The organism is Pseudarthrobacter oxydans (assembly GCF_030812335.1).
In the GTDB taxonomy this organism is placed as follows: Bacteria; Actinomycetota; Actinomycetes; order Actinomycetales; family Micrococcaceae; genus Arthrobacter; species Arthrobacter oxydans_B.
The window spans coordinates 83,847-96,985 of record NZ_JAUSSN010000011.1 but is presented as its reverse complement, the minus strand read 5'-3'; the positions used below and the strand labels follow the sequence as shown (position 1 = coordinate 96,985).

The window sequence follows — 13,139 nt, the reverse complement described above, 5'->3', positions numbered from 1 at the left end:
GCAACAGACTACTGGCGTCCGCAAGCCGTTGTAATGAACTCGTAGATGCGTCCACGCAGCAGCGCTCCGGCGTCGACTTTCAGGACGCCGTCCCGCCCGCCCGCGGACACCCGCAACGGCAGCAGGGTGCCCACTTTGTCGTCCGCGACGGCGTGCGGATCGCAGCGTGCCGGCCGGATCCCCAGCCGGAACTGCTGGCTGGCGCCGCCAGCGTGCACCGAGACGGAGCGCGGCCAGGGGGCGCTTGGGTCCTCTTCGAGCAAGGTGGTCCCGTCGATCCGGTTGATCGTCAGGGTCGCGGTTGAACCGGGATTCACGGCCCCGGGGGTGCTCCGCGGCGTGATGGCAAGTGTCAGCACGGCGCTCTGCGCGTCGGCAGCGACCTCGAGTTCCGGTTCCAGCCGCAGCCCGGCGACCGCAGCGGCCGCCTGGCCCAGGCACATTTCCGCGTTGTTCCGTTCCAGCACCCCATAGGGATCAGCAGCGGGCACCGTTATGGCAGGGCCGGCTGCGGCCGGCACCGTTGTGGCGTGGCCGGCTGTGGCCGGCACCGTTGTGGCGGGCACGCTTGTGGCGGGCCCGGCTATGGCGGGACCGGGACCGGGGCCGCTGGACGGTGCAATACGGAGTTCCACGGCCGCGCCCCTGTTCGCCGGCGCCGTCCGGATTCCGCATGCGGGGGCGCGCAGTTGTGCCGGCAGGATCTTGGTTTGGCCCGGCGGCAGCTCGATGCCGCCGGGCGCCGGCTGCCACTCGATGGGGCCGGCAAAGAGCGGGCTGGTCACGGCGGCGCTGAGCACGGTCAGCGGCCCGGCGGTGTTGTTGGTCAACTGCACGGCGATGATCTGCTGGCTGTAGTTGTCGCGGAGCTGATTGATGACCGCGGTGACCGGGGCCGCTGCCGTCGGCGTCGGCGTGCCCGACGGACTGCCGGTTCCAGTCGAACTGCCGGTGCCGGTCGAACTGCCCGTTCCGGATGCACCGGCGCTGCAGGAGGCGGTCAGGGCGAGGGCGGCGCCGGCGGCGGCCAGTCTGGCGGCCAATCCGGGGACCAGGGAGTGACGGTTCGCGCCGGCCGGGCGTCGCAGGAGCGGGGGGAAGCGGCCCATGGGGCCAGTGTATTCCGGGCGCAGGCCCGTGCGGGCGCGGCCTTGCCGGTGCGTTCGGATAGTCTCGTTCCATGACTTCACAGGCCCCTTTGGATTGCGTCCTCGCGCTGCTGCGCGCTATCGAGGGCGGCGGCGGTGCGGCGGAGATCGCCCCGCTCCTGGCCCGGGACTACACCCTGAGCGAGGCGCCGCATCTGCTGGCTCCGTCCGGTGCAACCAGGAACCGGGACGAGGCCCTGGCCGGGGCGGATGCAACGCAGGACGTCGTCTCCGGGCAGCGGTTCGTGGTGCGGCGCACGACGTGTGAGGGCAGCCGTGTGGTGGTGGAGGCCGAGTGGAGCGCCACCCTGCTGATGGACCTGCCGCACTGGGACGCCGGTGAGGTCATCCGGGCCAGGGTCGCGTCCGTCTTTGAAGTCCGGGACGGCCGGGTCGTCAGCCAGGACAGCTACGACTGCTACTTCATGCCCCCGCCTGCCTGAGCCGGGCCGTCGTTCGGGCGGTGCCGTCGTTCCAGCGGTGTGCGGCGTTCCGCCGTCGCCGGTTACTGCATGGTGAACCGGCGGGCCACGAACCCGTTGACGGCGGGCACGGCGGCGGCCGCCGCCACGGCACGGTTCCGCACGGCCCACTGCCCGGCGGTCAGGGGACGGCCCAGTGCCATGTTGATTTCTGACTGGCGTGCCGCCCGGGCGGCCGCGGCCGTGCGGCGGGTCTCGAAGTTCCGTAGCGCCGCCCCCACGTCCGAGCCGTCCAGCGACGCGAGAACCAAAGGAGCCAGGGCGGCGGCGTCCAGCCAGCCCAGGTTCATGCCCTGCCCGCCGATCGGGCTGATCTCGTGGGCGGCGTCGCCGATCAGCACGGTCCGGCCCGTCACCATCCTGCGTACCAGCCGGGTCCGGACGCCAAACCGGCTCAGCATGCTGTTGCTCGCGGGATCGACGTCGATTCCGGTGCGTTCCCTGATCGTTTGAACGAGCCAGCCGGCGTCCCCGCCGTCCCCGGGGTCCGCGAGGCGCACCACCCAGCGCCGCAACGCCCCCGGCATTGGGAAGGACTCCACTATCCCCGCGGATTCCAGGAACAGGGCCGCGTCCGGACCGAACCGGGTTGTGTCCGCGAAGTCGCCCATCAGGTAGCTGTCCCGGTAATCCTTCGCACGGACGGCCGTCCCGAGCAGCGGCCGAACCGTGGACCGGACACCGTCGGCGGCAATGGCAATGGCCGCCGTGTAGCGGACCGCCGAGCCGCCCGCGGTGGCGTCCGCGGTGACCCGGCCGCCGTCGTCGTGCAGCCCCGTGACCCGAACGCCGCGGTGCACGGCGTCCGGGTCGAGCTGCCGGACGCGTTGCTCTAGGACCGCTTCGGTGCGGGACTGTGGCAGGGCAAGGACGAACGGGAAGCCCTCTGAGACCCCGGCAAAGGACATCCGGGCGAGCGTCCGGCCGCCGCCGACGGCGATGCCGCGCCGGATCGGGACCCCTTCGGCCACCATGGCCGGGGCCACGCCGATGCCCTGCAGCGCGTCCAGCGACGGGGGATGGATGCCGATGGCCCGGGAGTGCGGTTCGGCGCCGGTGCGCTGTTCCAGGACGCGCACGCTCACGCCGTGCTGGAGCAGCAGCGCGGCCATGAACAGCCCCACCGGGCCGCCGCCGATCACCAGGACGTCAGCCATGAGCCCTGTCCCGGTCGAGGACCAGCAGGTTGCGGAAGGGGGTGCGGCGGATGACGGTCCAGCCCGGGGGAGCGGACGCCCGGAGTTCGGCGGAGGTGTAGCTGCGGCGGATCGACGTGAGGCCATCCTGCCTGATGTACGAGCCGGTGAAGGGCCAGGAGCCGGCGAAGAAGAGGGCATAGGCGGCCGGGCTGCGCCGGAGGTCGTTGTGGATGACCCTGCCGTGGCAGAGCCCGGCGGACTCGGCCAGGAACGCCGGGAGTTCGTCCTCGGGCAGATGGTGCAGCACGTGGTTGGACACCACGAGGTCGAAGCTGAGACCTTCGCCGGCGAGCTGGGCTGCCGTGGACTGACGGAACGTCACGCCTGCGCCCCGGTGCCGTTCGGCAGCGAAGCGGCTGGCGCGCGGATCCGGATCGATCGCCGTGATCTCCAGCTGGAGCCCATCCCGGGCGGCCCAGCGGGACAGCATCACCGGCACGTCGCCGCCGCCGCAGCCGATGTCCAGCAACGTCGCGGGACCCTTCCGGAGGCGTGGCCTGAGCTGGCTCCGGTAGATGCCGCGCCAGCCGGAGACGGCCCGGTTCACGAGCGCGAACTGGGCATAGGTTCGGTCCAGCCGGACCGGATCACAGCCGGGCAGGTCCATCTCCTCGACGGCGTGCGCCGCACGTTCCCGCAGCAGGTGCACCGGGTCTCAGGCCAGGGCCGATTCCGGCTGGGCGGACTCCGCCTTCGCCGCATCCCCGCCCAGCGTTGGCGCGTCTTCACGGCGCGGGCTGCTGAGCTTGGTGAACAGCGCAGTTTCCACCGTCAGCCCTGGCCCGAACGCCATGGAGCAGATCCGTTCCGCCCCGTCGTCCTCACCCTCCGCCGGCGGCAGATCAAGGATGTGCCGGAGCACGAAGAGCACGGTGGCGCTGCTCATGTTCCCGTAGTTGCGCAGGGTCTCACGGGCCGGGACCAGCTGCTCGTCGCTCAGCTCCAGCCTTGACTGGACCTTGTCCAGGATGCTTCGGCCGCCGGGGTGGATGGCCCAGTGCCGGATGTCGCGGTAGGGGAGTCCCTGCAGGGCGCCCTCCCGGGAGAGGAGCGGTTCCAGGGCGCCGATGATGTGGTCATCAATGATGTGCGGGACGTAGTTCCCCAGGACCATCTCAAAGCCTTCATCGCCGATGTTCCACGCCATGGATTCCTCGCCGACCGGGGTCAGGACGGTCTCGAAGTGGTCCAACTGCAGGAGTGCCGGTTCGTCCGGGCGCTCCTGGGCGGTGACGAGGGCAGCGGCCGCGCCGTCGGCAAACAATGCCGAGCCCATGATGGTGTCCGGGTCGTTCGAGGTCCGGACGTGCAATGAGCAAAGTTCGGCGCATACGACCAGGACGACGGCGTCGGGATCGGCCTCGCAGAAGGACTTTGCCGCCCGCAGGGCGGGGAACGCCGCGTAACAGCCCATGAATCCGAGGTGGTAGCGCTGCACGGCGGGATCCAGGCCGAGGGCCCGGACGATTTTGTAGTCCGGGCCGGGGTTGAAGAACCCGGTACAGGACACCGTGACGAGGTGGGTGATGTCCAGGGAAGTGATCCCGGGACAGGCGTCCAGGGCTTTCTGTGCTGCCTCAATGAAGAGTTTGGTGGCTTCGGTGGCGAAAATGTCGTTGCGGACCTTGGTGCTGGGGCTCAGGAGCAGCCCCGTGCCGGCGTTGAAAAACCGCGGGTTCTCGGCCTGGTGGTTCTTTGTCAGTTCCGCGACGGCCGTATGGCGGGTGTCGATCGCGGCGGAATCAAAGCACGTGCTGACCAGACGGGTGCCTAGCCTGGTGAGCCCCGGCTGGGCCGCGAAAACGTCCCGTGCCTCCGTCTGGATCAGGACAGTGGGCGGGACAGCAGTTTCCAGGGACCTCAGGTAGACCGTCATGGTTCATTCTCAGTGAGGTCGGCGCAGAAGACAATGGATTCGCCTGCGGCTGCGGGCTCGAAGCTGGTTAGATAGAGCCAGACGACGCCGGCGGAGACCGCGGACGCGGCCCCGCCCAAGAGATGGAGACACGATGAGCATGGCTACGACGTCGGACACGCAGCCGGATGCGCAGCCGGACAGGCAGCCGCGTGCGCTGCATGTTGCCGACAGCCACGATCTGATCCGTGTGCAGGGCGCCCGCGAGAACAACCTCAAAGACATCAGCATCGAGATCCCGAAACGCCGGCTGACGGTGTTCACGGGGGTCTCAGGCTCGGGCAAGAGCTCGCTCGTGTTCGCCACGATCGCCGCTGAGTCGCAGCGGATGATCAACGAGACCTACAGCGCCTTTGTCCAGGGGTTCATGCCCAACCTGTCTCGGCCGGATGTCGACTTCCTGGAGGGGCTGACGACGGCGATCATCGTCGACCAGGAGCGGATGGGCGCGAACCCCAGGTCCACGGTGGGTACCGCCACGGACGCCAACGCGATGCTCCGGATCCTCTTCAGCCGGCTGGGTTCCCCGCATGTGGGGCCCCCCACGGCGTTCTCCTTCAACGTCCCCACGCGGAAGGCCAGCGGGGTGATGAGCACCGAGAAGGGCGGCAGGGTGGAGAAAAGCGTTGTCCAAAACGCCGTCTACCTGGGCGGGATGTGTCCGCGCTGCGAGGGCATGGGCGCCGTCTCCGACTTCGACCTCACGGCGCTCTACGACGACAGCAAGTCACTCGCCGGAGGTGCCCTGACGATCCCCGGCTACAGCATGGACGGCTGGTACGGCCGCATCTTCAGCGGCGCCGGCTTCGACATGGACAAGCCGATCGCGAATTTCACCAAGAAGGAAATGCACGACCTTCTCTACAAGGAGCCGACCAAGATCAAGGTCGAGGGCATCAACCTGACCTACGAGGGCCTGATCCCGAAGATCCAGAAATCGATGCTCTCCAAGGACGTCGACGCGATGCAGCCGCACATCCGGGCGTTCGTGGAGCGCGCCATCACGTTCCAGGCCTGCCCGGAGTGCGACGGCACGCGGCTGAGCCCGGAGGCCAGGTCCTCGAAGATCCAGGGCAAGAACATCGCCGAGCTGTGCGAGATGCAGATCAGCGACCTGGCCGGGTGGGTCCGCGGGCTCAGCGAGCCGTCGGTCGCGCCGCTCCTCAAGGGCCTGCAGCACCTGCTCGACTCGTTTGCCGAAATCGGACTCGGCTACCTCTCACTGGACCGGCCGGCGGGCACACTGTCCGGGGGAGAGGCCCAGCGCACCAAGATGATCCGGCACCTCGGTTCGTCCCTCACGGACGTCACCTACGTCTTCGACGAGCCGACGATCGGCCTGCACCCGCATGACATCGAGCGGATGAACCGGCTCCTGCTGCAGCTGCGCGACAAGGGCAACACGGTGCTCGTCGTCGAGCACAAGCCGGAGACCATCGCCATCGCCGACCACGTCATTGACCTTGGCCCCGGCGCCGGCACCGAGGGCGGCCGCGTCTGCTTTGAGGGAAGCGTGGAGGGCCTGCGGGGGAGTGACACCATCACCGGACACCACCTCGATGACCGGGCGAGGGTCAAGGAATCGGTGCGTAAACCGTCCGGGACGCTCGCGGTGCGAGGTGCCTCGACACACAACCTCAAAGATGTCGACGTCGATATCCCGCTCGGGATGCTGTGCGTGCTCACCGGCGTGGCCGGGTCTGGCAAGAGCTCGCTGATCCAGGGCTCGGTCGCCGGCCGGGACGGCGTGGTGGTGATCGACCAGGGGGCGATCAAGGGGTCCCGGCGCAGCAACCCGGCGACGTACACCGGCCTTCTTGAGCCGATCCGCAAGGCGTTTGCCAAGGCCAACGGCGTGAAACCGGCCCTGTTCAGCTCCAATTCGGAAGGCGCCTGTCCCACCTGCAACGGCGCGGGCGTCATTTTCACCGAACTGGGTGTTATGGCCACCGTCGAGTCCACCTGCGAGGACTGCGAGGGCCGGAGGTTCCAGGCGTCAGTCCTTGAATACCAGTTGGGCGGCCGCAACATCGCCGAAGTGCTGGCCTTGTCGATGACCGAGGCCGAGGCGTTCTTTGGTGCCGGCGAGGCGAAGACGCCGGCGGCGCACAAGATCCTCGACCGGCTCGTGGACGTCGGGCTGGGCTACCTGACCCTGGGACAGCCGCTGACCACTCTGTCCGGCGGCGAGCGGCAGCGGGTCAAGCTGGCCACCCAGATGGCCGAGAAGGGTGATGTCTACGTCCTCGATGAGCCCACTACCGGCCTGCACCTGGCCGATGTCCAGAATCTGCTGGGCCTTCTCGACCGACTTGTGGACTCCGGCAAGTCGGTCATCGTCATCGAACACCACCAGGCGGTCATGGCGCACGCCGACTGGATCATCGACCTCGGCCCGGGCGCCGGCCACGACGGCGGCCGGATCGTCTTCGAGGGGACACCGGCCGAGCTGATCGCCGGCCGCAGCACCCTCACCGGCGAGCACCTGGCGGCTTACGTCGCGCGGTGACCGGGTCTCTGTGTGCTCAGCCTCGCCGTCTCCTGCCAGAACTCGTCCACGCGCGCATTCCAGTCGTCCGGGATCTCCTGGAAGGGCTGGTGGGATTCCAGCGGCAGGACCTCGAAATGTGCGCCCGGTATGCGACGGGCCACGGCCTCACCCAGTTCCGGCCTGGTCATGGGATCCACTCCGCCGGCAAGGACAAGGGTGGGCGCGTTGATCTGGCCCAACCGGCTTCCCGTTTCGTGGACCACGAACGCGTCCAGGAACTTCAGGAAATCCTCGGTGGACTGCTGATGCGGGAAGGCGAGGGCGTCCTCGATGATCTGGCCTACCATTCCGCTGTTGTGTGCCCGTGGGGTGTAGACGAGCAGGAAGAAGAACTCCAGGAAAGCGCGTGCGTCCGGTGCCAGCTTGGCCTGCCAGTGGATGGACCGGGCGAGCGTCTTCATATACTGGTCCATTCCGGGCCAAGTGCTCTGCAGCACCAGGCTTCGTACCAGCTTCGGGTGCCGGAGAGTAAGCTCCTGGGCGATGATGCTGCCGCCGGAGAACCCTGCAACATGCGCTGAGGAGATGTTGAGGCCCTGCAGCACTGCGGCCGCGTCGTCCGCCATCGCCTCGACCGTCGGTTGCCCCGCCGGCATGGCCGTGCGGCCCGCACCCCGGTTATCGAACGCTGTCATCCGGTAGCGGTCCGCCAGCCCGTCCAGTTGGAACTGCCAGGACTCGACAGTGTCCCCCAGCCCGCCGATCAGCAGTACATCCGGCCCCTCGCCGACCTGCTCAGTCCAGATTTCAAGTTCCCCGGCATTCACGTACCGGCCCACTCCGGCCCTCCTGTCTCGCCCGGCCGCCGCTGAACGTTCCTGCCGCTGCCGGCACCAGCCCCCACTCGGCAGCCCGCCTCGCAGTCAATTCGTAATTTACTCTTCTGTGCGCGGGGTGCCTAGGCGCGGCTGCCTGCTGCCCGTTGTCCGGCGCCGCGGGCGAATCTATACTGTGGACACCGCGAGCTGTTCCAGTGCCTTGGCGGCTGGACGTATCGCCCTGCACCGCCGACCCCGGCGAGATCAATTCCACTATTGGACCTGGGGTACCAACCCCCCTGGCACGGAGGCAGCAGACCGATGAGCACATTGCATCAGGAGGAGCAGGCCGGCGAAGAGGACCGCGCCCTGGAGGAGTTGCGCGGGCAACTGGCGGGGTCGGTGATCGAACCACAGGATCCGTTGTACGACGAGGCCCGGGCAGTATGGAACGGCATGATCGACGTGCGCCCGCGGGCGGTAATCCGCGCGGGAGCCGTCGGAGACATTGATCCCGTCATTCACACGGCCCGGCGCACCGGCCTGCCGCTTGCCGTTCGCGGGGGCGGGCACAATATTGCCGGCCACGGCACCGTCGACGGCGGCCTCGTGTTGGATCTTGGCCAGTTGCGCGGTGTGGAAGTCGATGTGGAAAACCGGCTCGTGACCGTCGAACCCGGGGCGACCCTGGCAGACGTGGACCGGGCCACCACCACTCACGGACTGGCCGTGCCGCTTGGCGTGATCAGCGCCACCGGGGTCGCCGGGCTGACCCTCGGCGGAGGCGTGGGCTGGCTGACCCGCTCCAACGGGCTGAGCCTGGACAATCTGGTCTCCGCCGATGTCATCACCGCCACCGGAGAGCACCTGCACGCCAGCGAACAGGACAACCCCGAGCTGTTCTGGGGGTTGCGCGGCGGGGGCGGGAACTTCGGGGTGGTCTCCTCCTTCACCTTCCGCGCCCGGCCGCTGCCGGCTGCCGTACTGGGTGGAAACTTCTTCTACCGCCCGACCCGTTGGAAGAGCGCGCTGAGCGCTTTCGCCCGGTGGACGCAGGATCTCCCCGAGGAAATGAACCCGATCATCTCCTTCCTGGTGCTCCCGCCGGACTTCGAGATGGGGGAGGAGCCGTGGATGATCATCGGCTTTGCCTGGGCTTCGGAGAACCTCCAGCCCGGGCTCGAGCTGATCGAGCAGCTGCGCGCCGCCGCGCCCCCGGACGAAGAGGAAGTCGCGCCGACCGCCTGGCTGGAGTGGCAGTCTGCCATGGACAGCGTCTTTCCCAAGGGCGCCCGGGGGTACTGGAAAAACCTGTCATTCTCCCGGATGGACGAAGACGCCGTCGACGTTCTGGTCGGTTTCGCCTCCGAGGTGACCTGGTTCGGGACCGGGATCGATATCCACCACATGGAAGGGGCCTTCGGGCGCGTGCCGGAGGAGGCCACAGCGTTTCCCAACCGCTCGGCGAAGTACTGGCTGAACATCTACGGATTCTGGACCGACCCGGCAGAGGACGAGCGGCTGAGCGCATTCGCCCGGAACGCCTACACTCTCATGCAGCCGTTCGGCGAGCACGGCCAGTACGTCAACTTCCTCGGTGCAGAAGCCGGACAAGACATCATCGAAGCCGGGCGTGAGGCCTACGGGCCGGACACATATGACCGGCTGGTGGCACTGAAGAACCGTTTCGACCCGCACAACCTTTTCCGCCTCAACCACAACATCGTGCCGACCTCCGCCTGAAACAGCCAGGCAGGCGCGTACCGGGGACCGGTAGCCGGCCGTCAGGTAACCTTCAACAGTCCCTTCCTCTGCCACAACTGGAGCATCGCTATGAACGAAAGGGGCGCCATCTTAGGCAAGACCTCCGTGATTGGCGCTGAACTCCTCGAATCGGCCCTGGCCCGTACCCGCACCCACGAGGCCTGCGTGCGGCGTACACGTCTGCACCCGTGATGACCAGCGGCGCAACGCCTAGAGGCTGGCGCCGCGCAATCCGGCCGCTCTTGCGCCTTCTCCTGCTCGGGATGCTCGCTTCAACGCTGGTGCTCCTCGGACCAGGGTTGCTCAGCGGCTTGCGCGCCGAGGACGGTCCGCTGCGCGGGGGCCCGGCATGCACGGTCGAAACTTCGGAGGGAGAGTTCAAGCTCCGCCGTGAGGAGGCGCAACTGGCCACGACGACAGTAGCGCTCGTGGCCCGAGGGCTGGAGACCCCGGACACTTCCGGCATCGACGGGGCGGTGTTGCAGCGGCTGGCCGACGGGCCACCCGAAGACGCTGGTGCCAGCCTGACATGCCAGGGCTCAGGCTCCGGCGACCTCCAGGAAGAGCAGCTGAGTGTCACCGGCCTGACGCCGCGCGCCGAGCAGTTGCGCGAAGCCATGACCGAAGTGTTCGGTGAACAGAGCCTGGGCGGGTTCGCCCCGGGCGGCGTCGGACAGGGGCACGGAGCGGACTCGACGCACTATGACGGCCGGGCGATCGACATCTTCTTCCGCCCGGTGACGGAGGAGAACCGGCGTGAGGGGTGGATACTGGCCCACTGGCTCGTCGCCCATGCCGAGGACCTGGACATCCAGTACGTCATCTTCGACGACCGGTTCTGGAGCGCGCACAGCTCTCGGGGGCAATGGCAGGACTACGCCGCACCTGACCCCGGCAACGAGATCCTGCGTCACCTCGACCACGTGCACGTGGATGTGCTGGGCGGAAGTACTGACTAAGGGGGCAGTTCAACGCCTCGGTTTGTAGAAAGGCCACCTGAACCGGACCGTTGGCGAGGAACGAAACATTCCTGATCCAGCCGGGGGAGTGTCTCCAGAGCAGCCCCGTTGTCCAGAGAGGGAAGCGTCGGGGACCGTCCCGCAAGTAAGAGACGTCGATCAACAGATCGGCCACGGGAAGTCGTCGGATGCGATTGGTGGCGAGATTCTTCAAGGCCATCTCGCGTTCCACGGGCATCCCTGGACCCTTTAGGCCAGCACAACAAACGGTTGGGACGCGATGCCGACAACGCTGCTGTTGTAGTCGGCAAGCATCAGGAAATCCCGCTCCAGCAGACTCCCAAAGCCCACATGCGAGCAGGTCGTACTCGACAACTACGAACCACGCTGGGAACTTAAGTGAGAATCTCCCAGAATCCGCACACTGACAGGTTCAATGCGAAAACTGACATCTGGAATCAGAAGGGACATTCACCGCCCGTGGCATCCACTTCTACCCCGTCGTTTAAACGCCGATAATCAACATTATGTCAAGTAGAAGTGATCCGATTGAAGAACTTGCAGAATATGCAGAACCTGGGTACTGCTACCAAGTCATTCACAAACACGCCGCCGACGCCGGTGTCCCAATGGCCGGCTACGCAGGTGGTGCGCGTCTGACTCCTCTGGGATCCTGACGAGCCTGACCTCGGTTGCCGCATGGTGGGTCTGCGAACAACTAAGGTCGGTCTCGTGACGGGTGATCTGCAAGGCTCCTACCTGGGGACGTGGCTGCTAGTGCGCGGGGACCTCATTGGAGTGCACTGCGATCCCCGTATCCATGAGCGCGCTGCCCCGACGGCTAGCCGGAGGTGACCCAGATGGAACGGTTTTTGATACTGCTGGCCATAGTCCTTGCTTCAGTGGCAGTCTGCATAGCCGGACGCTATCGGTTCCCCATCAAGGAAGGATCCCGAGCGGATCACTTCTTCGAACGGCTCCAGTTGGCAGTGAACGTGGTAGCCATCGGAGTGGAACTCCTGCTTCCTGCCGTCACCGGTTTCCTCGGCCAGCCCTTGCTGGCCTACGCGGCCGCAAGCCTCCAAGTTTTCGCTGTGAGCATCTTTCGAGTCCAGCTGCCTCCAATTCGGGCGGTCCGCCCCCGGACGGCCGCTCAGCACTCAGTAGGTGAACCGGAACTTCGCCGCACTCGATGGCCCTACCAAACGACCTTCGCACTCGGATACGTACTGCTCCTTGCTTACGTGGCGTCCATATTCGGTATGTATTTCTAATAGCCGACGGGCAGCAAACGGGAAACCGACAGCTAAGCGGGAACTGCAGGGCCGCATAGGACTCGGAGCGATATGTGCAGTTCCCGCTTGAACCGTGATTGCTGCACCTGAAGCAGTCTTCCCTAAATGCTGTATTTAGTCTAAATCAGCCACTCCCCCCACGTTCGACCCGTAACGTTCTATTTCGGGTCTAGCGTGTAGCCGAAATCTCCAAGAGTATAGCTCCGCCCATTCATTTCGACCCGCGTAAATCCGCTATACGGCGCCTCTAAGCCATTGAAGGAAGTTCCGAAGACTAGCAGTGCTTCCGTTGCAATCCTCATCCAATATCGCCTTTCGTCATCATCTTTAAACGTACGATTGACGAGATGTTCCGCTCTACTTTGAGCTCTAGGGGCGCTGCCGAAACTAATGAATTTGAACAAGGTAGACTTGCGTCCGGTTTCAGGATCTACCCCGTATTCTCTCGAGGTAGTAAAAGGAATTCCCCCACTAGCATTTACCAGCTCGAAAACTTCGGTGGTGTAACGGCTGCCTGTTACTAACCATTCGAGATATACACCGGCGTCGGCATCTGCGACTCGAGGCACCAGACTGTCCTCGGTTTTTTCGACTCTAAACATGCAAATCCTCCCAAGCTAGCGAAGTGCCAGCCCCATTGAACTCCAGCCAGTGAGGCCGAGCCACGACTATCATCACAGTCAGGAGTGCTTCCTGTCATTACTCCAGTCATGATTTTTCGTGATTCATATCCGTCGGATTTGCCCGACCCGGTTGCAACGGTTGGAGTCGGGGTTACCGTGTTTCCGGCCACAAGGGCGACACTGCTTTTGTTTCATATTCGTCTGGTGTTACCCAGGCGAGCGCTGCCCACGAACTATGCCGGTCACCGGGCCGAATAGTTCGAAGCCGAATATGCACGGTTACCAGTAGATCTAATTCCGTTGAGGAGTCTGCGGGCCTACGGCCCATGGACGCGCCCTCCCCTCGGTTAGCCCCGGCCCGCGGGACCAGGATCAGATAGGCCATGGAAGTGCGTGCGCGGAGCACCGCATCCGCCCCTGATCCGCCCCTGTAGTTGGGCGGAGA

General features: G+C 66.1%; 10 protein-coding genes. 4 read left to right on the top strand and 6 right to left on the bottom strand.

Annotated elements, in window-relative coordinates; translation table 11 throughout:
• Positions 1-8: 8 nt before the first annotated feature.
• Positions 9-1,109, bottom strand: coding sequence for a hypothetical protein (locus J2W14_RS17465; RefSeq protein WP_307464849.1), 1,101 nt, complete (start codon positions 1,107-1,109; stop codon positions 9-11).
• Positions 1,110-1,180: 71 nt separating this feature from the next.
• Here J2W14_RS17465 and J2W14_RS17460 point away from each other — a divergent pair, with 71 nt between their 5' ends.
• Complete coding sequence (locus tag J2W14_RS17460; RefSeq protein ID WP_307464848.1) at positions 1,181-1,591, top strand: nuclear transport factor 2 family protein; 411 nt, start codon at positions 1,181-1,183, stop codon at positions 1,589-1,591.
• Positions 1,592-1,653: 62 nt separating this feature from the next.
• On the opposite strand, the gene J2W14_RS17455 is transcribed toward J2W14_RS17460, so the two are convergent.
• From J2W14_RS17455 to J2W14_RS17445, 3 genes are read right to left on the bottom strand one after another with little or no spacing between them, the layout of a single operon-like run.
• Positions 1,654-2,787 (bottom strand): FAD-dependent oxidoreductase, encoded by a 1,134-nt coding sequence (locus J2W14_RS17455; RefSeq protein ID WP_307464845.1) that lies wholly within the window; start codon positions 2,785-2,787, stop codon positions 1,654-1,656.
• A complete protein-coding gene (locus J2W14_RS17450) occupies positions 2,780-3,436 on the bottom strand; it encodes a class I SAM-dependent methyltransferase (RefSeq protein WP_370871343.1) in 657 nt (218 codons plus the stop codon). Before J2W14_RS17450 ends, J2W14_RS17455 begins: the two co-directional genes overlap by 8 nt.
• A 48-nt stretch (positions 3,437-3,484) precedes the next feature.
• Positions 3,485-4,705: a type III polyketide synthase gene (locus tag J2W14_RS17445; RefSeq protein ID WP_307464841.1), complete on the bottom strand. Its 1,221-nt coding sequence runs from the start codon at positions 4,703-4,705 to the stop codon at positions 3,485-3,487.
• 133 nt (positions 4,706-4,838) lie between these two features.
• Here J2W14_RS17445 and J2W14_RS17440 point away from each other — a divergent pair, with 133 nt between their 5' ends.
• On the top strand, positions 4,839-7,253 hold the full coding sequence (locus J2W14_RS17440) for an excinuclease ABC subunit UvrA (RefSeq protein WP_307464840.1): 2,415 nt from the start codon (positions 4,839-4,841) through the stop codon (positions 7,251-7,253).
• On the opposite strand, the gene J2W14_RS17435 is transcribed toward J2W14_RS17440, so the two are convergent.
• Positions 7,238-8,074 carry an alpha/beta fold hydrolase gene (locus J2W14_RS17435; protein ID WP_307464838.1) on the bottom strand — a complete coding sequence of 279 codons (837 nt, stop codon included), beginning with the start codon at positions 8,072-8,074 and terminating at the stop codon, positions 7,238-7,240. The genes J2W14_RS17440 and J2W14_RS17435 overlap by 16 nt on opposite strands.
• Before the next feature lie 300 nt (positions 8,075-8,374).
• Here J2W14_RS17435 and J2W14_RS17430 point away from each other — a divergent pair, with 300 nt between their 5' ends.
• Both J2W14_RS17430 and J2W14_RS17425 read left to right on the top strand, forming a co-directional pair.
• Positions 8,375-9,796: an FAD-binding oxidoreductase gene (locus J2W14_RS17430; protein ID WP_307464837.1), complete on the top strand. Its 1,422-nt coding sequence runs from the start codon at positions 8,375-8,377 to the stop codon at positions 9,794-9,796.
• Positions 9,797-10,080: 284 nt separating this feature from the next.
• On the top strand, positions 10,081-10,776 hold the full coding sequence (locus J2W14_RS17425) for a hypothetical protein (protein ID WP_307464835.1): 696 nt from the start codon (positions 10,081-10,083) through the stop codon (positions 10,774-10,776).
• A 1,453-nt stretch (positions 10,777-12,229) separates the two neighbouring features.
• Here J2W14_RS17425 and J2W14_RS17420 read toward each other — a convergent pair.
• A complete protein-coding gene (locus tag J2W14_RS17420; protein ID WP_307464834.1) occupies positions 12,230-12,673 on the bottom strand; it encodes a hypothetical protein in 444 nt (147 codons plus the stop codon).
• Between the last annotated feature and the right edge of the window lie 466 nt (positions 12,674-13,139).

Bases quoted from the DNA above. Each gene is read 5' to 3' on its own strand.
- J2W14_RS17465 (WP_307464849.1), bottom strand. From the start codon at position 1,109: ATGGGCCGCTTCCCCCCGCTCCTGCGACGCCCGGCCGGCGCGAACCGT.
- J2W14_RS17460 (WP_307464848.1), top strand. From the start codon at position 1,181: ATGACTTCACAGGCCCCTTTGGATTGCGTCCTCGCGCTGCTGCGCGCT.
- J2W14_RS17455 (WP_307464845.1), bottom strand. From the start codon at position 2,787: ATGGCTGACGTCCTGGTGATCGGCGGCGGCCCGGTGGGGCTGTTCATG.
- J2W14_RS17450 (WP_370871343.1), bottom strand. From the start codon at position 3,436: ATGGACCTGCCCGGCTGTGATCCGGTCCGGCTGGACCGAACCTATGCC.
- J2W14_RS17445 (WP_307464841.1), bottom strand. From the start codon at position 4,705: ATGACGGTCTACCTGAGGTCCCTGGAAACTGCTGTCCCGCCCACTGTC.
- J2W14_RS17440 (WP_307464840.1), top strand. From the start codon at position 4,839: ATGAGCATGGCTACGACGTCGGACACGCAGCCGGATGCGCAGCCGGAC.
- J2W14_RS17430 (WP_307464837.1), top strand. From the start codon at position 8,375: ATGAGCACATTGCATCAGGAGGAGCAGGCCGGCGAAGAGGACCGCGCC.
- J2W14_RS17425 (WP_307464835.1), top strand. From the start codon at position 10,081: ATGCTCGCTTCAACGCTGGTGCTCCTCGGACCAGGGTTGCTCAGCGGC.
- J2W14_RS17420 (WP_307464834.1), bottom strand. From the start codon at position 12,673: ATGTTTAGAGTCGAAAAAACCGAGGACAGTCTGGTGCCTCGAGTCGCA.